General features: G+C 71.1%; 20 protein-coding genes. 9 read left to right on the top strand and 11 right to left on the bottom strand.

Annotated elements, in window-relative coordinates:
- Positions 1-150: 150 nt before the first annotated feature.
- Complete coding sequence (locus ACIP64_RS23915; protein WP_401590232.1) at positions 151-1,017, bottom strand: acyl-CoA thioesterase; 867 nt, start codon at positions 1,015-1,017, stop codon at positions 151-153.
- 100 nt (positions 1,018-1,117) lie between these two features.
- Positions 1,118-3,631, bottom strand: a complete 2,514-nt coding sequence (locus ACIP64_RS23910; RefSeq protein ID WP_401590229.1) for a DEAD/DEAH box helicase — start codon at positions 3,629-3,631, stop codon at positions 1,118-1,120.
- 132 nt (positions 3,632-3,763) lie between these two features.
- Between ACIP64_RS23910 and ACIP64_RS23905 the strand changes: the two genes are divergently transcribed.
- Positions 3,764-4,558 carry a metal-dependent hydrolase gene (locus ACIP64_RS23905; protein ID WP_401590227.1) on the top strand — a complete coding sequence of 265 codons (795 nt, stop codon included), beginning with the start codon at positions 3,764-3,766 and terminating at the stop codon, positions 4,556-4,558.
- Positions 4,559-4,600: 42 nt separating this feature from the next.
- Here ACIP64_RS23905 and ACIP64_RS23900 read toward each other — a convergent pair whose 3' ends face one another.
- A complete protein-coding gene (locus ACIP64_RS23900; RefSeq protein WP_401590224.1) occupies positions 4,601-6,382 on the bottom strand; it encodes an ABC transporter ATP-binding protein in 1,782 nt (593 codons plus the stop codon).
- Positions 6,379-8,211 (bottom strand): ABC transporter transmembrane domain-containing protein, encoded by a 1,833-nt coding sequence (locus ACIP64_RS23895; protein WP_401590222.1) that lies wholly within the window; start codon positions 8,209-8,211, stop codon positions 6,379-6,381. The genes ACIP64_RS23900 and ACIP64_RS23895 overlap by 4 nt, the downstream gene beginning before the upstream one ends.
- Positions 8,212-8,602: 391 nt before the next feature.
- On the opposite strand from ACIP64_RS23895, the gene ACIP64_RS23890 reads away from it, so the two are divergent.
- Positions 8,603-10,303: a carbohydrate-binding module family 20 domain-containing protein gene (locus ACIP64_RS23890; RefSeq protein WP_401590220.1), complete on the top strand. Its 1,701-nt coding sequence runs from the start codon at positions 8,603-8,605 to the stop codon at positions 10,301-10,303.
- 60 nt (positions 10,304-10,363) lie between these two features.
- Here ACIP64_RS23890 and ACIP64_RS23885 read toward each other — a convergent pair whose 3' ends face one another.
- The gene (locus ACIP64_RS23885; RefSeq protein ID WP_360900101.1) at positions 10,364-10,819 is read right to left on the bottom strand and encodes a MarR family transcriptional regulator; all 456 of its coding nucleotides are present in this window, start codon (positions 10,817-10,819) and stop codon (positions 10,364-10,366) included.
- Positions 10,820-10,955: 136 nt separating this feature from the next.
- On the opposite strand from ACIP64_RS23885, the gene ACIP64_RS23880 reads away from it, so the two are divergent.
- From ACIP64_RS23880 to ACIP64_RS23865, 4 genes are all read left to right on the top strand, one after another.
- Positions 10,956-12,761, top strand: coding sequence for an ABC transporter ATP-binding protein (locus tag ACIP64_RS23880; RefSeq protein ID WP_401590217.1), 1,806 nt, complete (start codon positions 10,956-10,958; stop codon positions 12,759-12,761).
- Positions 12,762-12,770: 9 nt separating this feature from the next.
- Complete coding sequence (locus tag ACIP64_RS23875) at positions 12,771-13,418, top strand: hypothetical protein (RefSeq protein WP_401590214.1); 648 nt, start codon at positions 12,771-12,773, stop codon at positions 13,416-13,418.
- Positions 13,419-13,486: 68 nt separating this feature from the next.
- On the top strand, positions 13,487-13,888 hold the full coding sequence (locus tag ACIP64_RS23870) for a hypothetical protein (RefSeq protein ID WP_401590211.1): 402 nt from the start codon (positions 13,487-13,489) through the stop codon (positions 13,886-13,888).
- A 45-nt stretch (positions 13,889-13,933) separates the two neighbouring features.
- A complete protein-coding gene (locus ACIP64_RS23865; RefSeq protein WP_401590208.1) occupies positions 13,934-15,586 on the top strand; it encodes a bifunctional 3'-5' exonuclease/DNA polymerase in 1,653 nt (550 codons plus the stop codon).
- A 25-nt stretch (positions 15,587-15,611) separates the two neighbouring features.
- Here the strand turns inward: ACIP64_RS23865 and ACIP64_RS23860 are convergent, their stop codons facing one another.
- The 3 genes from ACIP64_RS23860 to ACIP64_RS23850 are packed head-to-tail and all read right to left on the bottom strand — an operon-like array spanning position 15,612 to position 18,501.
- Positions 15,612-16,259: a lactate utilization protein C gene (locus ACIP64_RS23860; protein ID WP_401590205.1), complete on the bottom strand. Its 648-nt coding sequence runs from the start codon at positions 16,257-16,259 to the stop codon at positions 15,612-15,614.
- A complete protein-coding gene (locus ACIP64_RS23855; RefSeq protein WP_401590202.1) occupies positions 16,256-17,740 on the bottom strand; it encodes a LutB/LldF family L-lactate oxidation iron-sulfur protein in 1,485 nt (494 codons plus the stop codon). The genes ACIP64_RS23860 and ACIP64_RS23855 overlap by 4 nt, the downstream gene beginning before the upstream one ends.
- Entirely contained in the window at positions 17,737-18,501 is a 765-nt protein-coding gene (locus ACIP64_RS23850) for a (Fe-S)-binding protein (protein ID WP_401590200.1), read from the bottom strand. The genes ACIP64_RS23855 and ACIP64_RS23850 overlap by 4 nt, the downstream gene beginning before the upstream one ends.
- Before the next feature lie 192 nt (positions 18,502-18,693).
- Here ACIP64_RS23850 and ACIP64_RS23845 point away from each other — a divergent pair, with 192 nt between their 5' ends.
- Together ACIP64_RS23845 and ACIP64_RS23840 are read left to right on the top strand one after the other, a co-directional pair.
- Complete coding sequence (locus ACIP64_RS23845) at positions 18,694-19,014, top strand: L-rhamnose mutarotase (protein WP_401590198.1); 321 nt, start codon at positions 18,694-18,696, stop codon at positions 19,012-19,014.
- 198 nt (positions 19,015-19,212) lie between these two features.
- Positions 19,213-20,235, top strand: coding sequence for a LacI family DNA-binding transcriptional regulator (locus ACIP64_RS23840; protein WP_360900227.1), 1,023 nt, complete (start codon positions 19,213-19,215; stop codon positions 20,233-20,235).
- An 11-nt stretch (positions 20,236-20,246) separates the two neighbouring features.
- Here ACIP64_RS23840 and ACIP64_RS23835 read toward each other — a convergent pair whose 3' ends face one another.
- Entirely contained in the window at positions 20,247-21,377 is a 1,131-nt protein-coding gene (locus tag ACIP64_RS23835) for an NAD(P)-binding domain-containing protein (protein WP_401590195.1), read from the bottom strand.
- Positions 21,378-21,388: 11 nt separating this feature from the next.
- Positions 21,389-21,856 (bottom strand): hypothetical protein, encoded by a 468-nt coding sequence (locus ACIP64_RS23830; RefSeq protein WP_401590193.1) that lies wholly within the window; start codon positions 21,854-21,856, stop codon positions 21,389-21,391.
- Between the two features lie 252 nt (positions 21,857-22,108).
- Between ACIP64_RS23830 and ACIP64_RS23825 the strand changes: the two genes are divergently transcribed.
- Positions 22,109-22,531 (top strand): YjbQ family protein, encoded by a 423-nt coding sequence (locus tag ACIP64_RS23825; RefSeq protein WP_401590190.1) that lies wholly within the window; start codon positions 22,109-22,111, stop codon positions 22,529-22,531.
- A 48-nt stretch (positions 22,532-22,579) separates the two neighbouring features.
- Here the strand turns inward: ACIP64_RS23825 and ACIP64_RS23820 are convergent, their stop codons facing one another.
- Complete coding sequence (locus ACIP64_RS23820) at positions 22,580-25,168, bottom strand: DEAD/DEAH box helicase (protein ID WP_401590189.1); 2,589 nt, start codon at positions 25,166-25,168, stop codon at positions 22,580-22,582.
- Between the last annotated feature and the right edge of the window lie 112 nt (positions 25,169-25,280).

Genomic DNA, 25,280 nt, shown 5'->3' with positions numbered 1-25,280 from the left:
CGCAGGCCGTCCTGGTGACAGGCACCCCTGGGAGGAGGCGCAGCTCGACATCGCCCTCACACGACCATCATGTGCACGGCACACGGGGATACGCCATTCGAGGGAGTGGCGTATCGCCGCGGGCCGCTGCACGGGGCAGCGGGACGGCTGTCAGTCCTCGTGCTTCCGGAACAGGCCCTCCTGGACCACCGAGACGAGCAGCCTGCCCTCGCGGTCGTAGATGCGTCCACGGGCCAGCCCGCGGGCGCCGGTGGCGACCGGGGACTCCTGGTCGTAGAGGAACCACTCGTCGGTGCGGAACGGCCGGTGGAACCACATCGCGTGGTCCAGCGAGGCCATGTCGAAGCCGCGCGGCCCCCACAGCGGCTCGATCGGCACCCGAACGGCGTCCAGCAGCATCATGTCGCTGGCGTACGTGAGCGCGCAGGTGTGCACGAGCGGGTCGTCGCCGAGGGGGCCTACGGCGCGCATCCAGACCGCGCTGCGCGGCTCCGCGCCCGCGACCTCCTCCGGGGTCCAGCGCAGCCGCTCCACATAGCGGATGTCGAACGGCTGCCGGCGCGCCATGCGCTCCAACTGCTCCGGCAGGCCGCCCAGATGCTCGCGGATCTCGTCCGCGAGGCTCGGCAGGGTCTCCGGGTCCGGGACCTCCCGCATCGGCAGCTGGTGCTCGAAGCCGGGTTCCGGCAGATGGAAGGAGGCAGTCAACGTGAAGATCGTCCTGCCCTGCTGCACCGCGACCACACGGCGTGTGGTGAACGACTTCCCGTCGCGTACGCGTTCCACCTCGTACACGATGGGCACGCCCGGACGGCCCGGCCGCAGGAAGTACGCGTGCAGGGAGTGCACCGGCCGGGTCGCGTCCGTGGTGCGGCCGGCGGCGACCAGCGCCTGGCCCGCGACCTGCCCGCCGAAGACCCGCTGGATCCGCTCGTCGGGGCTCTGCCCCCGGAAGATGTTCTCCTCGATCTTCTCGAGGTTCAGCAGGTCCACCAGCCGCTCGGCGGGGTTGGTCATCGGGCGTGCCCCTTCCGTTCCTGCTCCGCTTCGGTTGCCTGCCGTGCCTCGGCGGCGAGGGCGCGGGCGTCCGCAGCCGTGCGTATCGCGGGTGCGGCGGTCACAGAGTGCCCACCGCCGTCACCTTGACCACCGCGCGTCCCTCCTCGTCGGAAGCGGTCAGGTCGATGTCGGCCGAGATGCCCCAGTCGTGGTCGCCGGCCGGGTCCGCGAAGGTCTGCCGCACCTTCCACAGGGCGTCCTCGGGGCGCTCCTCGATCTGCAGCAGCTTGGGGCCGCGGGCATCCGGCCCGGTCCCCAGGTCCTCGTACTCGTCCCAGTAGGCGTCCATGGCGTCCGCCCACGCGTCCGCGTCCCAGCCGGACTCGGCGTCGAGTTCGGCCAGCTCGGAGTAGTGCTCCAGGGCGGCCAGCTCCACCCGGCGGAACATCGCGTTGCGCACCAGCACCCGGAAGGCCCGGGCGTTGGCCGTGACCGGCTTGACCTGGTCGGCGCGCTCCTGCGCCTCCTCGGCGGTCATCTCCGCGGGGTTCGCCAGCTGCTCCCACTCGTCGAGCAGGCTGGAGTCGACCTGGCGGACCAGTTCGCCCAGCCAGGCGATGAGGTCCTGGAGGTCCTCGGACTTCAAGTCGTCGGGGACGGTGTGCTCCAGCGCCTTGTAGGCGCTCGCCAGGTAGCGCAGCACGATGCCCTCGGTCCTGGCCAGCTCGTAGTGCGACACGAACTCGCTGAAGGTCATGGCGCGTTCGTACATGTCGCGCACCACGGACTTCGGCGAGAGCGGGTGGTCGCCGACCCAGGGGTGGCTCTTGCGGTAGACGCCGTAGGCGTGGGAGAGCACCTCCTCCAGCGGCTTGTCGTAGGAGATCTCCTGCAGCCGCTCCATCCGCTCCTCGTACTCGATCCCGTCGGCCTTCATCGCGGCCACCGCAGCGCCGCGCGCCTTGTTCTCCTGGGCGGCCAGGATCTGGCGCGGGTCGTCGAGGGTCGACTCGACGACCGACACCATGTCGAGCGCGTAGGAGGGCGATTCGGGCTCCAGCAGCTCGAAGGCGGCGAGCGCGAACGTGGACAGCGGCTGGTTGAGCGCGAAGTGCTGCTGGAGGTCCACGGTGAGCCGGACGATGCGGCCCTCCTCGTCCGGCTCGTCCAGGCGCTCCACCACTCCGCCCGCGAGCAGCGAGCGGTAGATCGCGATGGCCCGCCGGATGTGGCGCAGCTGCGACCTGCGGTCCTCGTGGTTGTCCTCCAGCAGCCTGCGCATGGCCTCGAAGGCATTGCCGGGGCGGGCGATCACCGACAGCAGCATCGCGTGGGTCACCCGGAAGCGGGAGGTCAGGGGCTCGGGGTCGGAGGCGATCAGCTTCTCGAAGGTGGTATCGGACCAGCCGACAAAGCCCTCGGGCGCCTTCTTGCGGACGACCTTGCGGCGCTTCTTCGGGTCGTCCCCGGCCTTGGCCAGCGACTTCTCGTTCTCGATGACGTGCTCGGGGGCCTGGGCTACGACCAGCCCGGCGGTGTCGAAGCCGGCGCGGCCGGCCCGCCCGGCGATCTGGTGGAACTCCCGGGAGCGCAGCACCCGCACGCGGCTGCCGTCGTACTTGGTGAGCGCGGTGAACAGCACCGTGCGGATCGGCACGTTCACCCCGACACCGAGGGTGTCGGTGCCGCAGATGACCTTCAGCAGGCCCGCCTGGGCGAGCTTCTCCACCAGGCGCCGGTACTTGGGCAGCATGCCCGCGTGGTGCACGCCGATTCCGTGCCGGACGTAACGGGATAGATTGCGCCCGAACTTGGTGGTGAAGCGGAAGTTCCCGATGAGCTCGGCGATGGCGTCCTTCTCGGCCCGGGTGCACATGTTGATGCTCATGAGCGCCTGCGCCCGCTCCACGGCGGCTGCCTGCGTGAAGTGCACGATGTACACCGGAGCCTGCCGGGTCTCCAGCAGCTCCGTCAGCGTCTCGGTGAGCGGTGTCAGCCTGTACTCGTACGACAGGGGCACCGGACGGGTCGCCGAGCGCACGACCGACGTGGGCCGGCCGGTACGGCGGGTCAGGTCCTTCTCGAAGCGGCTGACGTCACCGAGGGTCGCCGACATCAGCAGGAACTGCGCCTGGGGCAGCTCCAGCAGCGGGATCTGCCACGCCCAGCCGCGGTCCGCCTCGGCATAGAAGTGGAACTCGTCCATGACGACCTGGCCGATGTCCGCGTCCTTGCCGTCGCGAAGCGCTATCGACGCCAGGACCTCCGCCGTGCAGCAGATGACGGGCGCGTCCGGGTTGACGGAGGCGTCACCGGTGAGCATGCCGACGTTCTCGGTGCCGAAGAGCTTGCAGAGGTCGAAGAACTTCTCCGAGACCAGCGCCTTGATCGGCGCGGTGTAGAAGGTGACCTCGTCACGCGCCAGGGCGGCGAAGTGCGCACCCGCCGCGACCAGGCTCTTTCCCGAGCCGGTGGGCGTCGACAGGATGACGTTCGCCCCCGAGACCACCTCGATCAGCGCCTCCTCCTGGGCGGGATAGAGCGAGATGCCCCGGCCCTCCGCCCAGGTGGCGAAAGCTTCGAAAAGGGCGTCGGGGTCGGCCTCGGCAGGGAGCTGATCGATAAGGGTCACACCCCCATCTTGCCTGCCGCGGGGTCCGGGGGATGAACCGGCGGTACGAGCGAAGATCGGCCGACGGTATGGTGTGCCGTCGATTGGACGTCAACTCCGCTTCAGGGCGGGTCGAAAGGGGCGGGACACGCCATGATGGGACCGGCACATTCTGTCTCCGGAGCGGCAGCTTGGCTGGCAGTGGGTGCGGTCGCCGCGGGGCTCAATCATCCGATGCCCTGGCCGACCCTCGTGGTCGGTGCGCTGATCTGTGCCGGTGCGGCTCTCGCTCCTGATCTGGATCACAAGGCGGCCACGATTTCCCGGGCCTTCGGCCCGATTTCCCGATGGCTGTGCGAGGTCATCGACAAGCTGTCCTTCGCCGCCTACCGAAAGACCCGCAAGCCCGGCGACCCGATACGCCAGGGCGGGCACCGCACTCTGACCCACACATGGCTCTGGGCGGTCATGATGGGCGCCGCCGCCTCCGGCCTGGCATGGGTCGGCGGCCGGTGGGCCGTGGTCTTCATCCTCTTCGTGCACGCCGTGCTGGCGGTCGAAGGGCTGTTGTGGCGGCAGGCCCGGATGTCCAGCGACATCCTGGTCTGGCTGCTCGGTGCCACCAGCGCCTGGGTGCTCGCCGACACCCTGGACAGCACGCAGAGCGGCAAGGGCTGGCTGCTGACCGAGCCCAGTCAGCAGTACCTGTGGATCGGCATCCCGATCGTGCTCGGCTCCATCGTGCACTGCCTCGGCGACGCGCTGACCGTCTCGGGCTGCCCGGTGCTGTGGCCCATCCCCATTGGGCGCCGGCGCTGGTACCCGCTGGGCACCCCCAAGCCCATGCGGTTCCGTGCGGGCAGCAAGGTCGAGATCAAGGTGCTGACCCCGATCTTCTTCGTGATCGGCGGCGTGGGTGCGGTGGGGGCGCTGGTCTTCGGCGCCTGAGCACCCCCACCGCGGCTCGGCGCGCGGCGCCGTGGCGGCCGGCTATCCGTGCCAGGACCGCCACAGCGCCGCGTAGGCGCCGTCCGCGTCCACGAGCTGGTGGTGGCTGCCCAGCTCGCTGATCCGGCCGCCCTCGACGACCGCGATCAGGTCCGCGTCGTGCGCGGTGTGCAGCCGGTGCGCGATGGCCACCACCGTGCGGCCGTCCAGGACACGGGCCAGTGACCGCTCCAGGTGCCGTGCCGCCCGCGGGTCGAGCAGCGAGGTGGCCTCGTCCAGCACCAGGGTGTGCGGGTCGGCCAGGACCAGGCGGGCGAGCGCCACCTGCTGCGCCTGGGCCGGGGTGAGCGCGGCCCCACCCGAACCCACCTCGGTGTCCAGACCCGACTCCAGCGCCCGCGCCCAGCCCTCGGCGTCCACCGCCGTCAGGGCCGCCCACAGCTCGGTGTCGTCCGCCCCGGCGCGGGCGAGCAGCAGATTGTCGCGCAGCGTCCCGACGAAGACGTGGTGCTCCTGGTTGACCAGGGCCACGTGCTCGCGGACCCGCTCCGCGGGCATCCGTGCCAACTGGGCGCCGCCGAGGGTGATCTCACCCGTACGGGGCGCGTAGATCCCCGCCAGCAGCCGGCCCAGGGTCGACTTCCCGGCGCCGGAGGGCCCGACGAGGGCGACCCGGGTGCCGGGGCGCACCCGCAGCGTGACGCCGTGCAGCACGTCGCTGCCGGCGCGGTAGCCGAAGCGCACCTCGTCGGCGTGGACGTCGCGGCCGTCCGGCGTCACCTCGGTGTCGCCGGCGCCCGGCTCGATCTCCCGTACGCCCACCAGACGGGCCAGGGAGACCTGGGCCACCTGGAGTTCGTCGTACCAGCGCAGGATGAGATTGATCGGGTCGACCAGCATCTGCGCGTACAGCGCGCCGGTGGTGAGTTCGCCGACCGAGACCCAGCCGTGCAGGACCAGCGTCCCCCCGATGAGCAGCACCGCCGCCAGGATCAGGGTGTACGTCGCGTTGATCACCGGGAAGAGCACGCTGCGCAGCCACATCGTGTAGCGCTCCCAGGCCACCCACTGCCGGATGCGCAGGCGGGAGAGCTCCTCGCGCCGTTCCTCCAGCCGGTGGGCCTCGATGGTGCGCCCGGCGTCCACCGACTCGGCGAGGACGGCCGAGACGGCCGCGTAGCCGGCCGCCTCGGAGCGGTAGCCGGCCGGTGCCCGGCGGAAGTACCAGCGGCAGCCCAGCAGAAGGACCGGCAGCGCCACGAGCACGGCGAGTGCCAGCGGGGGCGAGGTGACGGTCAGGGCGCCGAGCAGCAGTCCGCCCCAGACCACGGCGATCGCCAGCTGGGGCACGGCCTCGCGCATCGCGTTGGCCAGCCGGTCGATGTCCGTGGTGATCCGGGACAGCAGGTCGCCGGTGCCCGCCCGTTCGAGGACGCCCGGCGGCAGCGCGACCGACCGTACGAGGAAGTCCTCGCGGAGGTCGGCGAGCATCCGTTCGCCCAGGACGGCCCCGCGCAGCCGCACCTCGCGCACGAAGAACGTCTGCACGGCGAGGGCGGCGGCGAAGAACGCCATCGTGCGCCCGAGGTGCAGGTTCCTGTCGCCCGCCGACAGGCGCTCGACCAGGTGTCCCAGCAGGTAGGGGCCGACCATCGAGGCGAGGACGGCCACCGCGTTCAGCGCGATGAGGGCGACGAAGGCGCGCCGGTGGCGGCCGACGAGTTCCCTGACGTAACCGCGCACCGTGGTGGGCGACCCCACCGGCAGGGTGCTGGCCTGCTGCGGCGCGGCCGGGTCGTAGTCCGGCGGTGGCACGCCGATCATGCGGGTTCCTCGGCTTTCCGTAGTGACTCGAAGGGGTGGAGTTCGGTTTCGGTCTCCCGGGTGACCACGGCGCGGTAGCCGGGGTCGGTGAGGAGCAGTTCGCGGTGCGTCCCCGCGCCCCGCACCGAGCCCTCCTCGACGAAGACGACCCGGTCCGCCAGGTCCAGCAGCAGAGGGCTGGAGGTGAGGACCACCGTGGTCCGCTCGACGCGCAGCGCCCGCAGGCCGTGCGCGATCCTGGCCTCGGTGTGCGTGTCGACAGCGCTGGTCGGTTCGTCGAGCACCAGCACCTCCGGGTCGACCATCAGCGAGCGGGCCAGCGCCAGGCGCTGCCGCTGCCCTCCGGAGAGCGACCGTCCCCGCTCGGTGATCCGGGTGCGCATCGGGTCACCCGACGCGTCCACGGAGGCCTGGGCCAGCGCCTCCAGCACGTCGTCGCACTGTGCCGCGGCCAGGGCGTCCGCAGGCGCGACGGCGCCCGACCGCGGCACGTCCAGCAACTCGGCCAGCGTCCCCGACAGCAGCACGGGGTCCTTGTCCTGCACGAGCACCAGGGCCCGTGCGGCGGCCAGCGGGAGCCCGTCCAGCGCCGTGTCGCCCAGCAGTACCGAGGGGTCCTCCTCGGTACGTTCCGGGCTGTGGCCGCCGAGCCGGTCGGCCAGCGCACCCGCCGCGTCCGGATCGCCGCACACGACGGCGGTCAGCTTTCCGGCGGGCGCCAGCAGGCCTGTGGCGGGGTCGTACAGGTCTCCCGGCGCCGTCGGCGCCTTCGAGACATTCGGCGCCTTCGACGGCGAGTCGGCGGAGGCGCCCGTGTCCGGCCGCCCCACCGTGTCCCGCCGCAGTGACAGGACCCGCGCCGCGCGCTTGGCGGAGGGCTTGGAGAAGGAGTACGCCATCGCGATCTCCTCGAAGCCCCGCAGCGGGAAGAGCAGGAAGACCACGGCGCCGTAGACGGTGACCAGTTCGCCGACCGAGATCCGGCCGTCCAGCGCGAGGCGCGCTCCGTACCAGGTCACCGCCAGCAGCAGCAGTCCGGGCAGCGCCACCTGGAGCGCGCTGATCAGGGACCACATCCGGGCGCTGCGCACGGCGGCCTGCCGGACCTCCTGGGACGCGTGCCGGTAGCGGGTGAGGAACTGCTCCTCGCCGCCGATGCCGCGCAGCACCCGCAGTCCGGCCACCGTGTCCGAGGCGAGTGCGGTGGCCTTGCCGGCCTTGGTGCGCTGCTCGTCCGCCCGCCGGGTCGCGTGCGGCAGGAGCGGGAGTACCGCGAGCGCCAGGACGGGGACGCAGGCCGCCACGATCAGACCGAGTTCGGGGCGGTAGACGACGAGGGCGACCGTCACGCCGACGGTCGCCAGGAGGCTGGACGCGAAGCGGGCCAGCGCCTCCACGAACCACCCGATCTTCTCGACGTCACCGGTGCTGACGGCGACGACCTCACCGGCCGCGACCCGCCGGGTGAGCACCGAGCCCAGTTCGGCCGTCTTGCGGGCCAGCAGCTGCTGCACCCGGGCGGCGGCGGTGATCCAGTTGGTGACGGCGGTGCGGTGCAGCATGACGTCGCCCACCGCCGAGACCACTCCCAGAGCGAGGATGAGGCCGCCTGCGAGCGCGAGCCTGCCGCCCGAGCGGTCCACGGCCGCCTGGACGGCAAGGCCGACCGCCGCGGGCACGCCCGCGAACGCCGCCATGTTGAGGGTGCCCCAGAACGTGGCCGTCGCCTGGGCGCGGATCTGGCGTTTCTCGAGCCAGAGCAGAAGTCGGAAGCCGGACCGGGTGTCGGGGACACCCGGATCGGCATGGGGGAGAGAACGTAGCGACATGGCGTCCCGGCATCGGAGATGGGGGTGAGTGAGGACGTGCCAGGGTCGCTTGCCGACGGGGTGAATTCAACCGGTTTTTTCCTCGGTCCGGGGAAGGCGCCCTGTTCGTGATCCCTCACGACTGAGGGCCGCGGCAGAGGCGGGTGACACAGGTGACTGACGGGAACTCAGAGTGCGCACACACCCTCTGAGTTGTTCTTCCGGAACCGTCACGCAGGTTGTTTCTGCAAGAGGTTGAAAGTTTTTCCACGCGACGTATTGACGGTGTCCGTCCGCGGGGCCAGTCTCCTGTCCGGAGTTCCCACGGGCGGGAACTCCGCCCCCCACTCGATGGCCTGGCGCGTGGCTGTCTTCGGGGCACCTTTGTGCCCGAAAACGAAGGAGCCGCACCATGAGATCGCGTTTCGTGCGCGCGGGACTGGCGGCGCTGCTCGCCACGGCCGGCCTCGCCGTCGTGTCGCAGGAGCCGGCCCAGGCCGCACCCCCCGGGAACAAGGACGTCACCGCGACGCTCTTCGAATGGAAATTCGCCTCCGTCGCCAAGGAGTGCACCAGCACCCTCGGCCCCGCGGGCTACGGCTACGTGGAGGTCTCGCCGCCCCAGGAGCACATCCAGGGCTCGCAGTGGTGGACCTCGTACCAGCCCGTCAGCTACCGCATCGCCGGCCGGCTCGGGGACAGCACGGCCTTCAAGAACATGGTCGACACCTGCCACGCGGCGGGCGTCAAGGTGATCGCGGACGCGGTCGTCAACCACATGAGCGCGGGTTCGGGAACGGGCACCGGCGGGACGTCGTACACGAAGTACAACTACCCCGGTTACTACCAGGACCAGGACTTCCACTCCTGCCGGTCCAGCATCGTGGACTACACCAACCGCGACAATGTCCAGAACTGCGAACTCGTCGGTCTCGCGGACCTGAACACCGGCAGCGACTACGTCCGTTCCACCATCGCCGCCTACCTGAACAACCTGATCTCCCTCGGCGTCGACGGATTCCGGATCGACGCGGCCAAGCACATCGCCTCCGGCGATCTCGCCGCCGTCAAAGCGAAGCTCAGCAAGCCCTCCGTCTTCTGGGCGCAGGAGGTCATCTACGGTTCCGGCGAGGCGGTCCAGGCCGGTGAGTACACCGGGACCGGCGACGTCGACGCCTTCCAGGGCGCCTACGACCTCAAGCGGATCTTCAGCAACGAGAAACTGTCCTACCTGAGCAACTGGGGCGCCTCCTGGGGCGCCGGGTACCTGCCGAGCGGGCAGGCGCGCACCTTTGTGGACAACTGGGACACCGAGCGCAACGGCTCGACCCTCAACTACAAGGCCGGGGCGACCTACACGCTGGCCAACGTCTACATGCTCGCGTGGCCCTACGGCTCGCCCAATGTGTACTCGGGCTACGAGTTCTCCGACAACGACTCCGGCCCGCCCAATGGCGGCACCGTCAACGCCTGCTACAGCGACGGCTGGAAGTGCCAGCACGCCTGGCCGCAGATCGCGGGCATGGTCGGCTTCCGCAACGCCGTCGCTGGGACGGCCGTGACCAACTGGTGGTCCAACGGCAACAACGCCATCGCCTTCGGTCGCGGCAGCAAGGGCTTCGTGGCGATCAACCACGAGAGCGGCCAGATCAGCCAGACCTTCACCACCTCGCTGCCCGCCGGCACCTATTGCGACGTCCAGCACAGCGGCGCCACCTACACCGTCGCGTCGAACGGCACCTTCACCGCCACTGTCGGCGCCAACGACGCGGTCGCGCTGTACGCCGGAGCTCCCTGCGGCGGCGGTGGCACGGCCCCGGCGAGCGGCGCGTCCTTCTCGGTGAACGCCACCACTGTGTGGGGCCAGAACGTCTACGTGGTGGGCGGCAACGCCGCGCTCGGTAATTGGAACACCGCAGGGGCGCTGCTGCTGTCCTCGTCGGCCTACCCGGTGTGGAAGCTGGACGTCGCCATGGGCGCGGGCACGTCCTTCGAGTACAAGTACATCAAGAAGGACGCGAACGGGAACGTCACGTGGGAGTCCGGCGCCAACCGCACGGCGACCGTCCCCGCCAGTGGCAAGGTGACGCTCGGCGACACCTGGCGCGCCTGACCCCGCGTCCCAGGGGTCGCGCCGAGCGCGGCGCCACATGGCCCCGCGGGACCGGACGGCTCAGCAGTGGCCCGGCGCGGTGTCCAGGACGGCGAGCAGCGCCGTCAGGGCATCGCGCTGGGCCGCGTCCAGTGGCGCCAGCATCTCCTCTGCGGCCGCCCGCCGGGCCTGCCGCAGCCGCCGCAGCGCTCCCTCGCCCTCCGCCGTCATCTCGATGCGCACCACGCGGCGGTTGGCCGGGTCCGGCACGCGGCGCACGAAGCCCCGCTCCTCCAGGGCGTCGGTGAGCGTGGTCACCGCCCGCGGCACGACCTCCAGGCGCTGGGCGAGATCGGCCATCCGGGGCGGCTCCTCGCTGTGCGCGACGCTGCGCAGCATGCGCGACTGGGCCGGCGTGATGCCGAGCGGCTCCAGGTGACGTCGCTGGACGCGGTGCAGCCGGCGGGTCAGCCGCAGCAGTTGTTCGGCGAGGCTGCTCGACCCGTCGGCGTCCGCGGCGGAGATACGCGATTCCATGGCCCAAGATTATCAGGATGCGGTTCATTGTGAGTATAGGTAACAATGAACTACACTCGCATCGTCCTGTTGTACCGCTGTCCGGCTGAACGTGCGTGTCCTGCCGCAGTTCCATCCCCCCGCCCTCGGAGGCCCTTTGCATCCCGGTGACTCCCCGCAGTGGACCCCACCGCCCAAGAACCCCGCCCGGACCACCGACGTACGACGTGTCCTGGGCCTGTTCACTCCCTACCGCGGCCGCCTCGCCCTCGTCGGGCTGCTGGTCGGCGCCGCCTCCCTCGTCTCGGTCGCCTCGCCCTTCCTGCTGCGCGCGATCCTCGACACCGCGATCCCGCGGGGCCGCACCGGGCTGCTGAGCCTGCTGGCCCTCGGCATGATCGCCACCGCCGTCCTCAACAGCGTCTTCGGCGTCCTCCAGACGCTCATATCCACCACGGTCGGCCAGCGCGTCATGCACGACCTGCGCACCGCCGTCTACGAGCGGCTGCAGCGCATGTCGCTCGCCTTCTTCACCCGGACCCGCACCGGCGAGGTGCAGTCCCGCATCGCCAACGACATCGGCGGCATGCAGGCCACCGTCACGTCCACCGCGACCTCGCTGGTCTCCAACGCCACCAGCGTCGTCGCCGGCGTCGTCGCCATGCTCGCCCTGGACTGGCGCCTCACGCTCGTCTCCCTGGTGCTGCTCCCGGTCTTCGTGTGGATCAGCCGCCGGGTGGGCACGGAACGGAAGAAGATCACCACCCAGCGGCAGCGGCAGATGGCCGCGATGTCCGCCATCGTGACCGAGTCCCTGTCGGTCAGCGGCATCCTGCTCGGCCGCACCATGGGGCGCTCCGCGTCCCTGACCCGCTCCTTCGCCGACGAGTCCGAGCGACTGGTCGACCTCGAGGTGCGCTCCAACATGGCCGGGCGGTGGCGGATGTCCACCATCGGCATCGTGATGGCCGCCATGCCCGCCCTGATCTACTGGGCGGCCGGTGTCGTCGTCCAGGGCTCGGGCACCCTGGTGTCCATCGGCACCCTGGTCGCCTTCGTCTCGCTGCAACAGGGGCTGTTCCGGCCCACGGTGAGCCTGCTGGCGACCGGTGTGCAGGTGCAGACCTCGCTGGCACTGTTCCAGCGCATCTTCGAATACCTCGACCTGCCGGTCGACATCACCGAGCGGCCCGATCCCGTACGGATCGAACGCGCCCGCGGCGACGTGCGCTTCGAGGGCGTCGGCTTCTCCTACGACTCCGCCTCGCCCGAGCGGACCCTGGACGGCATCGACCTGGAGGTGCCGGCCGGCACGAGTCTCGCGGTCGTCGGCGCCACCGGCTCCGGCAAGAGCACGCTGAGCTACCTCGTGCCCCGCCTGTACGACGTTACCGAGGGCCGTGTCACGCTCGACGGCACCGATGTGCGGGATCTCGCCTTCGACACCCTCGCCGCGTCCGTGGGCGTCGTCTCGCAGGAGACGTACCTCTTCCACGCCTCCGTCGCGGAGAACCTGCGCTTCGCCAAGCCGGACGCCACCGACGAGGAGATCTTCGGCGCGGCGCGCGCGGCCCAGATCCACGACCACATCGCCGGCCTGCCCGACGGCTACGACACCGTCGTCGGCGAACGCGGCTACCGCTTCTCCGGCGGCGAGAAGCAGCGCCTGGCGATAGCCCGCACCATTCTGCGCGATCCACCGGTCCTCATCCTCGACGAGGCCACCAGCGCCCTGGACACCCGCACCGAGCACGCCGTCCAGGAGGCCATCGACGCCCTCTCGGCGGGCCGGACCACCATCACCATCGCGCACCGCCTGTCCACGGTCCGCGACGCCGACCAGATCGTCGTGCTGGACCACGGGCGGATCACCGAGCGCGGCACGCACGACCAACTGCTCGCCCTCGACGGCCGGTACGCGGCCCTGGTGCGCCGTGACACCGAACTCGCCCCTACGGCATGATCGTTGCGCATGGGACCACTCGACGGTGCGGACCTGCCGGGCTACCGGCAGGTCGCCGAGCACGCCTGGGCCGATGACCACGGCGATGTGATCAGCCTGCACTTCTTCGATCTGCCGCCGGACATACCGGCGCCCCTGGAGGAGCCGGACCGGCTGCGGCAGGCACTCGCCCGCGTCACGACCGACGCGGGCGGCGGCCTCATCGAGGCAGACGTCGTACGGGTCGCCGGGCTGCCGGCGCTGCGCCAGGTGCTCAAAGTGCCGCTGCCGGACCGGCCGAGAGGCCAGGCGTTCCTGGGCACGTACACCCTGCCGCGGGCAGCCTGCAGCGCCGTGGCCAAGGTGCAGGCCTTTGAAGACGGCGTCACAGGGATGCGCGAGGCCATGGTGCTCGACGAACTCGGGCCCGAACAGTACTTCCTGGATCATCCCTACGCCCCCGGGCTGCGCGGCGGGCTGCCCTTCCACCGTGCCGACGCCGAGGAGTACGACGCGCGCTTCCCCGGCCACCCGCTCACCCGGGTGCGGACGGCGCTCGCGCGGCTCGCCGGGACCCTGGGCGCCGAACCCGGCTTCGCGGAGCTCCCGCCGTTCACCGGGCCCGTGCGCCGCGGCCTCCTGGGACGGGTGAGCAAGCGCACACGCCGGGACCGGTGATCCGCCGCGCGGTGCCGGGGGCCGCCGCTAACGTGAGCCGCGGCGCCGACATCCGCAGGAGGTCCCCGATGGCAGAGCCAGGCCGCTCCGTTCGCTCCGGCCGATCCGACCTTTCCGCCACGCTGCTGGCCCGGCTGCTCGCCACCTCGGGCACCGCGCACTTCGTGGTGCCCGGGCCCTTCGACGCGATCGTCCCGAAGGTCCTGCCCGGCGACGCCCGCACCTGGACCTATGCCAGCGGTGCGGTGGAACTCGTCCTCGCCGCCGGTATCGCGCTGCCGCGCACCCGCCGTGCCGGGGCGCTGCTGGCGGCCGCCTTCTTCGCCGGGGTGTTCCCGGCGAACGTGAAGATGGCCCGCGACTGGCGCGACCGCCCCGCGCCGCTGCGCAAGGCCGCCTACGCGCGGTTGCCGCTTCAGCTGCCGCTCGTGCTGTGGGCGCTGAAGGTGAGCCGCGACGCCGACGGCTGACGGCCGTCCCGGGGCGTTGTCGGTGCCCCGTCCTACGCTCGGTGTGTGACCTCGCCGAGGAGCCTGTCCGTCGCCGTCGTCGCCGATCCCCTGGGGGCCGGCGGGCGGCTTCGGGCGCTGCGCGAGGACGGCACCCCGGCAGGCCCGCCGGAGAGCGTCCCCGATCTCGCCGCGGCCGTCGCCGACCGCGAGAGGCACCAGGCGCCCCGCTGGGTCTGGGCCGCCACGGACGAGGTCTACCCGCCTCTGCTGGAACGGCTGCCGGTCCGCCCCGCGAGGTGCCACGACCTCAAGCTCGTCGAGGCCCTGCTGCTCGGGTCGGAGGAGCGCTTCGGCCTGCCCCGCTCCCTGGGCGCCGCCTGGGCACGCCTGCACGGGCTGCCGGTGCCCGCGGACGCGCCCGAGGGCGGGGCCGACGACCAGCCGGTGCTCTTCGCCGCCGACCGCCATCACCTGCCGCCCGGCACCGATCCCCTGGACGCCGTGATCGCCGTCCACGCCGAACAGCAGCGCCGTATCGCCCTGTCGGAACACCCCGACCGGATGCGCCTGCTGTGCGCCGCCGAGTCCGCCGGCGCACTCGCCGCGGCGGAGATGTCCCATGACGGCCTGCCCTGGAGTGCCGCCGCCCACGACGAGGTGCTGATCGGGCTGCTCGGCCCGCGCCCGCCGGGGGGCACCCGGCCCAAGGTGCTCAGCGAACTGTCCACCGCCATCCAGGAGGCGCTGGGCCGCCCGGTCAACCCTGACTCTCCCGCCCAGCTGCTGCCCGCCTTCGAACGGGTGGGCGTGCACATCACCTCGACCCGCTCCCATGTCCTGCGGAAGGTGGAGCACCCCGCTGCCGGCCTTCTGCTGCGCTACAAGGAGCTCTCCCGCATCCACAGCGCCCACGGCTGGGCGTGGCGTGAACACTGGGCGCCCGCCGGGCGGTTCCGCCCCGAGTACGTCGTCGGCGGTGTCGTCTCCGGCCGCTGGGCCACCCGCGGGGGCGGTGCGCTGCAGATCCCGCGGCAGCTGCGGGCGGCCGTGGTCGCCGACCCCGGGCACCGCCTGGTCGTGGCCGACGCGGGGCAACTGGAGCCGCGGGTGCTCGCCGCCCTCTCCGGTGATCCCGGGCTTGCGGCCGCCGCGGCCGAGGGCGACCTCTACGCGGCCCTGGCCCGTACGGCCTTCGGCGGCGACCGCGCCCGGGCCAAACTCGGCCTGCTGGGCGCCATGTACGGGCAGACCACTGGCGAGGTGGGACCCCTGCTGGAGGTGCTGCGGCGCCGCTTCCCCGACGCCATGGGGCTGGTGGAGTCCGCCGCGCGAACCGGCGAGGGCGGTGGCGTGGTCCGCTCCCACCTAGGCCGTACGTCGCCGCCGCCCGCGGCCGACCGCCAGGACCTCAGCGACGCGCAGGCACGGGCCTGGGGCCGCTTCACGCGCAACTTCGTCATCCAGGCCACCGCGGCGGAGTGGGCGCTCGCGGTGCTGGCCTCGCTGCGCCGGCGCCTGGCCGCGCTCGACGGCCCCCGGCTGGTGTTCTTCCTTCACGACGAGGTCATCGTGCACACCCCCGAGGAGCTCGCCCCCGCAGCGGGGAACGCCGTCGCGGAGGCCGCGGACGAGGCCCGCCGCCTGCTGTTCGGGCCGACGCCGGTGTCCTTCCCGCTGGAGACGCACGTGGTGCGGTCCTACGCGGAGGCGAAGTGAGCCCCCGCGCAGGACCGCGGGACGGTTACTGCGTGACGAGCACGACCTCCAGGGTGCGGGGGCCGTGCACGCCCTCCACCCGGTCCAGCTCGATGTCGCTCGTCGCCGAGGGCCCGGATATCCACGTCAGCGGACGCGCCGGGTCCAGCCGCTCCAGCGCCTGCGGCACCGAGTCGACGACCTGCTCCGGCGCCCGTACCACCACCACATGGTGGTCCGGCACCAGCGTGATCCTGCGCCGCCCCTGGTCCGGCCCGGCGTCCAGCACGATGGTGCCCGTCTCGGCGATCGCCACGGCGCAGCCCGTGACGACACTGTCCACGGCATCGAGCGCATAGGCGGTCAACTCCGCCGTGTCCGTGACCTGTTCGACGTCCTTCGCCTCGGCGAGCCAGCCGCCGGGCAGCCCCGCGGGCGCCACCACGCTGCGTGCCCCGCGGGCGGCCAGCAGGGCCGCGAGCCGCAGGGGCAACTCGGCCGCGGTCGTACGGTGCACAATGGCGCGGTAGTCGGCGAGGTTCTCGGCGAGCAGATCCGCGCTCTGACCGGGATCCCGCTCACCGTGCACGCGCAGATAGCCGGGCCCGCCCGGCCCCCCGCCCGGTGCCTCGTCGCGCGGGACGTCGGCCAGGGCGCGGCGGATGCGGCCCAGGATCTGTTCACGGGTGCTCATGTGCGGTCCTCCGAGCCCTCGGTGCCCCGGGTGCGCCGCCACCAGTCGCGGAAGGACTCCGCCGGTACGGCCGGGATGTCACGTGTGTCGGTCCAGGCGCGGCCCGCACCGGGGAGCCTGCGCGGGTGCAGGCTCCGTGTGCGGGACGCCAGTCGCTGCCCGGCGCGGAGCGCCGCGGGATGGTCCAGCGCCCAGCGCGCGGCGCGCATGGCGGCGCGCTCGGCGGCGTGCCCCTTGGCGGGCTTCAGGACGACCTTGTTGCCGCCGCGCGTCACCTCGCCGCCCTGGACGACCCGCTCGCGCAGATGGACCAGCACCTCCGGGATGTCGATCGCGACCGGGCAGACCTCGTAGCAGGCCCCGCACAGGGACGAGGCGTACGGGAGGGAGGCGTCCAGCGCGGTGTCCGTGCCGCGCAGTTGCGGGGTGAGGATGGCCCCGATCGGGCCGGGATAGGCCGAACCGTAGGCATGGCCGCCGGCCCGTTCGTACACCGGGCAGGCGTTGAGGCAGGCCGAGCAGCGGATGCAGCGCAGCGCCTGGCGGCCGACCTCGTCGGCCAGGGTGTCGCTGCGGCCGTTGTCGACCAGCACCAGGTGGAAGACGCGGGGCCCGTCCTCGTCGGTCGTGCCCGTCCAGGTGCTGGTGTACGGGTTCATGCGCTCGGCCGTCGAGGACCGCGGCAGCAACTGGAGGAAGACTTCGAGGTCCTGCCAGGCCGGCAGCACCTTCTCGATGCCGACCACCGAGATCAGCGTCTCGGGCAGCGTCAGGCACATCCGGCCGTTGCCCTCGGACTCCACCACGACCAGCGTCCCGGTCTCGGCGATCATGAAGTTGGCACCCGAGATGCCCACCTTGGCGCGCAGGAACTTCTCCCTGAGGTGCAGTCGCGCCGCTTCGGCAAGTTCGGCCGGGGTGTCGGTCAGGTCCTCGGGCGCCGGGCGGCCCCAGCGCGCCATCGCGTCGTTGAAGATGTCGCGGATCTCGCTGCGGTTGCGGTGGATGGCCGGCACCAGGATGTGGCTGGGCCGGTCGTCGCCGAGCTGCACGATGAGTTCGGCCAGGTCCGTCTCGTAGGCGGCGATCCCCGCTTCGGCGAGGGCCTCGTTGAGCCCGATCTCCTGCGTGGCCATGGACTTGACCTTGACGACCTCGGTCTCGCCGGTCGCCTTGACCAGTTCCGTCACGATCCGGTTGGCCTCGTCTGCGTCGGCGGCCCAGTGCACGATGCCCCCGGCGGCGGTGACCGCCTGCTCCAGGCGCTCCAGGTAGTGGTCGAGGTGGCGCAGGACGTCGTCCTTGATGCGCTTGCCCGCCGTGCGCAGCTGCTGCCAGTCGGAGAGTTCGGCCACCGCCTTGGCGCGCTTGTCGCGGATCGTGTGCGTGGCGTGCCGCAGATTGCCGCGCAGGGTCTCGTTCTGCACGGCCTCCCCGGCGGCCACCGGGAAGGCGGGCATGCCCAGATAGGTGCCGCTCATCGGATGCCTCCGTAGGGACGGTCCTCGGTGGAGGCCAGGATCTCGGCGAGGTGGACCGGACGCACTGTGGAGCCGAGCCGCGCCAGTGTGCCGCCTATGTGCATCAGGCACGAGTTGTCGACCGTGCACACGGCCGACGCGCCGGTGCCGGTGATGTGGCGGGCCTTGTCGGCGCCCATGGCGGAGGAGACGGCGGCGTTCTTCACCGCGAAGGTGCCGCCGAAGCCGCAGCACTCCTCGGCGCCCGGCAGCTCTGCCAGCTCCAGGCCCTTCACGTGGCTCAGCAGCTCCAGGGGGCGGCGGCCCAGGCCGAGCATGCGCAGGCCGTGACAGGTCGGATGATAGGTGACCTTGTGCGGGAAGTATGCCCCCACATCGGTCACCTTGAGAACGTCGGTGAGGAATTCGGTCAGTTCGTACGTGCGCGGCACGACCGACTCGGCCAGCGCGGCGAGTTCGCCGCCGCGTCCCTCGGCGCGCGCCCGGTCGCCCATGCGCGGGTAGTTGTCCCGCACCATGGCGGCGCAGGAACCTGAGGGGGTGACGATGTGGTCGTACCCCTCGAAGGCGCTCGCGTAGCGCCTCATCAGCGGTTCCGTCTCGTGCCGGTAGCCGGTGTTGAACTGCGGCTGGCCGCAGCAGGTCTGTGCGGCGGGGAAGTCCACGGTCACCCCCAGCCGCTCCAGCAGTGTGACGACCGCCTTGCCCGTCTCCGGGTACAGCGTGTCGTTCACACAGGTCACGAAGAGCGCTACGCGCATCTGGCCTCCTCCCGGTGCATGCGGCCGCCCGCAGGCCCCTCATACTGCCGCAGCTGTCGATCGCTGTGAAGCAGAGATCGGATGTCTGCGCATGCCGGCGCAGCGCATTGACGTGCCATGCCGGAGTGTCCTAACGTCCCCGGCATCTCATTGAAACCTTTCATATCAGATTCGGGAAGGCCGGGACCGAGCATGGAGCGCGTCTGTTTTCTCTTGAAGGTCCGCGCGGACCGGCTGGACGAGTACAAGGAGCGGCACGCCTCCGTCTGGCCCGAGATGCTCGAGGCGTTGTCCGCCACCGGTTGGCACAACTACTCCCTTTTCCTCCGGGAGGACGGGCTGCTCGTGGGCTACCTCGAGACGGAGGACTTCGGGGCCGCGCAGGCGGCCATGGCGGAGACCGACGTCAACGCGCGCTGGCAGGCGGAGATGGGGGAGTTCTTCGAGGCGCTGGACGGTGCCCGGCCCGACGAGGCGATGCGCCCCCTGACGGAGGTCTTCCACCTGGCGTGACAGGGCGCAGGGGTGCGCTCCGGCACGGTGCGCCGCCGCCACCTTGGGGCGGCTTCTGGACACGGAGGAGAAGACGGCGCGTAACCCGGACGACAGGTGTATGACGACGGCGGGCGCCGATGTCGTCACCAGTGCGTAGCATGAACCCGCGGCCTGCGGCGGGTCGCGGAAGGCGGTGGGGCGGAACCCGTGACACGCATGGTGGGGATCAAGGATGTCGCCCGGCAGGCGGGCGTCTCGGTCGGCACGGTGTCGAACGTCATCAACCGGCCCGGCATGGTCTCCGAGGACACGCGCGCGCGGGTGCTGTCGGTCATCGAGCAACTCGGCTACGTCCGCAGTGAGTCCGCCCGTCAGCTGCGCGCCGGGCACAGCCGCATCATCGCCCTGCTCGTCCTGGACATGGCCAACCCCTTCTTCGTGGACGTCGCCTCCGGCGCGGAGCGCGCCGCGCGCGAGACCGGGCTCGGGGTGATGCTCTGCAACAGCGCGGAGAGCCCGGCGGAGGAGTCCGAGTACCTGGGGCTGTTCGCGGAGCAGCGGGTCCGCGGGGTGCTCGTGACGCCCGCGGACACCAGCGGCCGGAACATCGAGTCGTTCCGGCGGCACGGCATCCCCTTCGTGTTCGTGGACCGCGTCGTGCCGAGCGCGGAGGCGTGCTCGGTGTCCGTCGACGACATCGAGGGCGGCCGGCTGGCCGTCGACCACCTCATCGAGCGCGGCCACGAGCGCATCGTCTACGTGAGCGGCCCGATGCACCTGGCCCAGTGCCAGGACCGGCGCACGGGCGCGCTGGCGGCGCTCGGCGCGGCGGGGCTGCCGGCGGACGCGCTCGCCCACATCGAGGCCGACCGGCTCGACGTCGCCTCGGGGCGGGACGCGGGCGCGCGGCTGCTGGGCATGGCCAAGCGGCCCACGGCGGTCTTCTGCGCGAACGACCTGCTGGCGCTCGGGGTCCTCCAGTCGCTGTACGCGGCGGGGATCGCGGTGCCCGAGGAGATCGCGCTCGTCGGGTACGACGACATCGAGTTCGCCGCCGCGGCCGCGGTGCCGCTGACCTCCGTGCGGCAGCCCGCGTACCGGATGGGCCGGGCGGCCGCCGACCTGCTGATAGAGGAGACCGGCGACCTCGCGGAGGAGCACGAGCACCGGCGCATCGTCTTCCAGCCGGAGCTGGTCGTGCGTGGCTCCACGCTGGGCAAGGGGCGCGCGGGGCGCTGACCCGGGAGGGGTCAGCCCGCGACAGCCACCTCAGTCGTTTCGGCCGCCTCGGCGGCGCCGGCGCGCAGATAGGCCCGGATCTCGCGGACGGCGCTGCGGCCCGCACGGTTGGCGCCGATGGTGCTCGCGGAGGGGCCGTAGCCGATGAGGTGCACCCGCGGGTCGAGGGCCGCCTGGGTGAGCCCCTGGAGGCGGATGCCGCCGCCCGGCTCTCGCAGGTGCAGCGGGGCGAGGTGGTCCAGCGCCGCCCGGAAGCCGGTGGCCCACAGGATTGCGTCCGCCCGCACATGGTGTCCGTCGGCCCAGGTGACGCCGTCCGGGGTGACGCGGTCGAACATGGGCTGCCGGACGAGGATGCCGCGCTCCTGGGCGCGTTGCATCGCCTCCGTCATGGGCAGCCCGGTCACGCTGACGACGCTCTGCGGCGGCAGGCCCTGCTTGACGCGCTCCTCGACGAGCGCGACGGCCTCCCGGCCCTGGTCCTCGCCGAAGGGACCCGAGCGGAAGACCGGCGGTCGTCGGGTCACCCAGGTCGTGCCGGCCGCGCCGCCCGGCTCGCGCAGTTCCATCAGCAGCTGCACCGCGGAGGTCCCGCCGCCGACCACGATCACATGCCGGCCGGCGAACTCCTCGCGGCCGCGGTAGTTCGCGGTGTGCAGCTGGCGCCCGCGGAAGGTCTCCTGGCCCGGGTAGCGGGGGACGAAGGGCCGGTCCCAGGTGCCGGTGGCGTTGATCAGGGCGCGGGTGGACCAGGTGCCCGCGTCGGTCTCGACCAGGAGCCGGCCGTCGCCCGCGTCCCGCACCGTCGAGACGTCGACCGGGCGGTGAACGCGGAGGTCGAAGGTGCGCTCGTAGCGGTCGAAGTACTCCGCGACGACCTCGGAGGAGGGCCGCGCGGGATCGGCGCCCTCGAGCTCCATCCCGGGCAGGGAGTGCACGCCGTGCGCCCTGCCGTAGGTGAGGGTGGGCCAGCGGAACTGCCAGGCGCCGCCGGGCCCGGGGGAGTGGTCCAGGACGACGAAGTCCTCGTCCGGGAGCATGCCGGAGCGGCGCAGGAAGTACGCCCCCGACAGTCCGGCCTGACCGGCTCCGATGACGGCTGCTTCGACGTGCCTGACGCCCGTGGCGTCCGTGTGGTTCACGTTTCCACCAACTACGGCGATGCCGGGAAGCTTCCCGGTGCCTCCGGCGCCGCCTCGCGCCGCAGCCGCGCGACCCGTGCCGCCGCCTCCTCCAGCCGGGACAGGGGCAGGTCGCCGTCGGCCACGGCGCGTGCCGCGGCGGTGCGGATGGCCTCCTGGACGCCCGCGTCGCAGCCGGGGCCGAGCTGGAGCAGGTCCACTCCGGAGAGCCAGGCCAGTACGGCGGCGCCCGGCACGCCCCAGCCCTCGACGACCTCGGCGGTGTCCAGCGGCTCGCTGATCACGACGGCGCCCTGCCCGGTCTCGTCCCGGAGGAGTTCCGTCACGACGGGTCCGCCGCTGAGCGCCGCGGGGACGGCGATGGTGACGGCGCCCGCGAGCTCGAGTCCGCGGCGGAGCCACTCCGGTGGCCGCCGGGTGCGCGGGACGGGCAGCAGGCAGGCGTCGACGAGGGCGGCGACGCGGCGCGATGCGTACACGTGGTTTCCCCTTCGGCGCGCGGACGGGCAACGGGACACTATCCCGGTTCGGGGAAGTGGTCCAGACCAATAGGTTACGACCGCCTGGCGGGGAGCCGTACCGGGCCACCCTCGCGTGCGGCTCCACCAGCGCCCCGTGCGCGGCGAGTTCAGGCCGGAATACCCCTTGCCGTGAACGCCCCGGGACGGGACGGCCCCGGTGCGCCCGGCCCCCGGAACGCGTGTCCGGGCCGCCTGCGCCACCATGGACGCATGGCCGACGCTTTCACCACCCGTCTCGTCGATGTGACCACCGGCGGCACCGAGACCGTCCACGATCTGACCGCCGCCTGCGCCCACTTCCTGCGCGAGGTGGCGCGCGGCCGGGACGGCCTGCTCAACGTCTTCGTCCCGCACGCCACCGCCGGTGTCGCCGTCATCGAGACCGGTTCCGGCAGCGACGACGACCTGCTCGCCGTGCTCCACGACCTCCTGCCGGCCGACGACCGCTGGCGGCACCGCCACGGCAGCCCCGGCCACGGCCGCGACCATGTGCTGCCCGCCCTGGTCCCGCCGCACGCGACGCTCCCGGTGGTCGGCGGCTCGCTGGAACTCGGCACCTGGCAGTCCGTGGTGCTGGTCGACACGAACAAGGACAACCCCTACCGCCAGGTACGGTTGAGCTTCCTGGGCTGAACGACGTGCTCCAGGCGTTTTCTGTCGTCGGCTCAGCGGACGTGCCGTTCAGCCGTCCGTGAGCAGGCGCTCACGCTCGGCCGCCACGATTTCCCGTGCCAGTTCGGCGTCCGTGATGTCGAACGCTTCCGGTGCGCTGTCGGCGGTTTCGGAGACGCGGGCAAAATCCGCGAAGAGTTGGTTCTTACGTGCCAGCATCTCAATGATGCGCTGGTCGACACTGTCTTCGGACAGCAGACGATGTACCTGTACTGTCTCCAACTGCCCCATCCTGTGGGAACGACCGATGGCTTGCCATTCGGTCGTCGGTTTGAGCTGCGGCTCGCAGATCACTACGACCGATGCCGACTGGATGTTCAGGCCGACGCCGCCTGCCACGATCTGCGCGACCAAGACAGCGCCATGGTGGGCTTGGGAGAACTCGTCAACCATGGCTTGTCGCTTCGCGGCGGGCACAGAGCCGGTGAGGGGCCCGAATACCTTTCCCGGAAGCACCGACGCCACTTCATCGAGGACGTCACGGAAGTATGAGAAGACCAGCACCTTGCGCTCGTTGTCCTCGGCCTCCTGAACTATGTCGATGAGGCGCTGCATCTTCTCGGACTTGGCTCCTGCGCGTAGTGCGGCCTGGCGCATGGCCATGAAATTTCCTTCGATGACAGCCGCTCTGTACAGCTGTTTGTCGGCGTTGGACATCGGCATCCACTCGTCGACCTCGAAGCGCTCCGGAAGTTCGGTGAGGACGTCTTCCTGGTTGCGCCGCAAGTAAGCGGGTGCCACCTGCTTTCGAAACTGACGAGGAGCGAGCTCCGAAGCACTGATCGTCAAGTCCGGGCGTAGGTAACCGACGAGATTTCGGAATTCCTCGATTCGGTTTTCCAGTGGGGTTCCGGTCAAAAGGATCGTTCGCTCAGAACGGTTGATCAAGGCCGTTGAGCGCCGAGTTCGCTGGGCCTCCGGGTTCTTGATGTAGTGCGCCTCATCGAACACCAGGCACGCAGGCTCGGCGCGGTGGGGGATCCTGCCTTCCAGCCAACCGAGGATGTCGTAGGTGGTGACCGCGACTCCACCGTTGCGGATCCAGGATTTCAGAGCGTCCTCGCGAGCCGGCCCGTGCATGCGGTACGCATGGAGACCGGACTTGGCTTGGACTTCACGCACCCAGTTGGTCACGACTGCGGCGGGGCACACAACGAGGAAATGAGAAGATCCCTTGGCTCGCAAGTGGGCGAGTACGGCGAGCGATTCGACCGTCTTCCCCAGTCCCATCTCGTCGCCGATGATGACCTTCCGTTGCACGATCGCGAATCGGGCACCGAATGACTGGTACCCGCGCAGTGAGGCCTTCAGATGGCTGGTGTCGAGTGTGAGTCCTCTGACCGCCTCGACGATTTCGGCCGGCAGGTCGCCGTGACTCTTCTCGGCGTCGTCGGCCAGGAATCCGAGCTCCGCGAGCATCGCGTAGTAGTCGGCAGGGCGGGCGATGAAATCCTCCCATGGGTCACCGCCCGCCGCGTCGTTCCCGCCGTTGAGCATCGATCCGCGACGGGCGACGGCCGCCAGTGCGGTGCGCAACTCGGCAACGGAGCGCTGTCGAGGGATGAGGACCACATGGGATGTCCTGGAACCGAGGCCCTGGAGGAGCGGTCGAACCATGTCGGCCGCGGCGAGATCGGCTGTCGCGCTGCGGATCGAGCGCGCTGCGTCCCAAGCACGCATCGCTGTGAGGAGTTTCGTGGTGGTGTGGGATCGATTCTTGATGTCGATCCGGACCGGCATTTCGTCCAGCGTGGTCTGCCAGATGGTCCTCGCGGCGCCGACCATCCGGTTGCCCGTCGTCTCGCCGACTCCAGGGAGAGATCGAATCCGTGATTTCTGGTCGAGGACTTGCTGCACGTTGCTGATTCCGGCATCGGTCAATGCTGTGATGCGCAGTTGGCCGCTCGTTGCCTCTTTGAGTCGCTCAACGGGCATGTTGGCGACCAATTTGCGCGCCTCGTCCTGTCGGACTGCATTGCCCGCGGAATTGACTGCCGTTCGGAATTGGTCCTCGCGCTGCAAGGCCTGATCGATCGCACTGAGTGCTGTTTTGGCGACGTCAAGTTCATGCCGTTGGAGGAGTTCCGCCCGCCCGCCGAGGCGTTGGGCGAGGCCGACAGTGTCATCGAGGATTGCCGAGATCGCGGGTGCGGGGACAGTCTTCTTGTCCCACGCTGTCAGGCTTTCCAATTCCGCGACGAGTTGGGCACTCGCGGCCCACCCGTGAAGGAAGGTCAGGTACGTTGCGGCTTGTGCTGCGTCGTCTTTGCGGCTCCTGCCCGACCATATCCGGCGGGCACCGAAGAGTGCGCGGACGGCAGTCAGCGCCTCGTCGACCTCTTGGGTCAATTGCGCGATGCCCTGCTGGGCGTTGGCCGTGAGCGTCGGAAGAGCACGACGCCGGACCATGGAGGTCACCAGATCGACATCGGACGGCGAGACCTGCAGGGCGCGCCACGCGGTGGTGGCCGGGGCGTTGAGAGGCGTCACACGGTCGAGAAGCTGCCTGGTGGCATCTTCCGCCGCCGCTTCGACGCGCTCACGCTCTTCGGTGATCCCCACCGCGAGCCTGCGCCACCCGCTGACTTCCTCCGCCACACGACGAAGGTGCTTACGTTCTTCTCGCTCCATTGCCCCCGCCGACTCGTCTGGCCTCTGCGAAGATTATCGATCCCGGTTGGCGAAGTCGACGGGACCGCGGAACCGCCGG

The sequence above is a fragment of the Streptomyces sp. NPDC088733 genome, assembly GCF_044751185.1.
Classification (GTDB): Bacteria; Actinomycetota; Actinomycetes; order Streptomycetales; family Streptomycetaceae; genus Actinacidiphila.
This window is presented reverse-complemented; position numbering and strand designations above follow the sequence as displayed.

What these genes read in the sequence shown, in the direction of transcription:
- ACIP64_RS23890 (WP_401590220.1), top strand. Translation starts at nt 8,603, where the DNA reads ATGAGATCGCGTTTCGTGCGCGCGGGACTGGCGGCGCTGCTCGCCACG.
- ACIP64_RS23905 (WP_401590227.1), top strand. Translation starts at nt 3,764, where the DNA reads ATGATGGGACCGGCACATTCTGTCTCCGGAGCGGCAGCTTGGCTGGCA.
- ACIP64_RS23845 (WP_401590198.1), top strand. Translation starts at nt 18,694, where the DNA reads ATGGAGCGCGTCTGTTTTCTCTTGAAGGTCCGCGCGGACCGGCTGGAC.
- ACIP64_RS23900 (WP_401590224.1), bottom strand. Translation starts at nt 6,382, where the DNA reads ATGATCGGCGTGCCACCGCCGGACTACGACCCGGCCGCGCCGCAGCAG.
- ACIP64_RS23915 (WP_401590232.1), bottom strand. Translation starts at nt 1,017, where the DNA reads ATGACCAACCCCGCCGAGCGGCTGGTGGACCTGCTGAACCTCGAGAAG.
- ACIP64_RS23850 (WP_401590200.1), bottom strand. Translation starts at nt 18,501, where the DNA reads ATGCGCGTAGCGCTCTTCGTGACCTGTGTGAACGACACGCTGTACCCG.
- ACIP64_RS23840 (WP_360900227.1), top strand. Translation starts at nt 19,213, where the DNA reads ATGGTGGGGATCAAGGATGTCGCCCGGCAGGCGGGCGTCTCGGTCGGC.
- ACIP64_RS23895 (WP_401590222.1), bottom strand. Translation starts at nt 8,211, where the DNA reads ATGTCGCTACGTTCTCTCCCCCATGCCGATCCGGGTGTCCCCGACACC.
- ACIP64_RS23855 (WP_401590202.1), bottom strand. Translation starts at nt 17,740, where the DNA reads ATGAGCGGCACCTATCTGGGCATGCCCGCCTTCCCGGTGGCCGCCGGG.
- ACIP64_RS23870 (WP_401590211.1), top strand. Translation starts at nt 13,487, where the DNA reads ATGGCAGAGCCAGGCCGCTCCGTTCGCTCCGGCCGATCCGACCTTTCC.
- ACIP64_RS23825 (WP_401590190.1), top strand. Translation starts at nt 22,109, where the DNA reads ATGGCCGACGCTTTCACCACCCGTCTCGTCGATGTGACCACCGGCGGC.
- ACIP64_RS23875 (WP_401590214.1), top strand. Translation starts at nt 12,771, where the DNA reads ATGGGACCACTCGACGGTGCGGACCTGCCGGGCTACCGGCAGGTCGCC.
- ACIP64_RS23885 (WP_360900101.1), bottom strand. Translation starts at nt 10,819, where the DNA reads ATGGAATCGCGTATCTCCGCCGCGGACGCCGACGGGTCGAGCAGCCTC.
- ACIP64_RS23860 (WP_401590205.1), bottom strand. Translation starts at nt 16,259, where the DNA reads ATGAGCACCCGTGAACAGATCCTGGGCCGCATCCGCCGCGCCCTGGCC.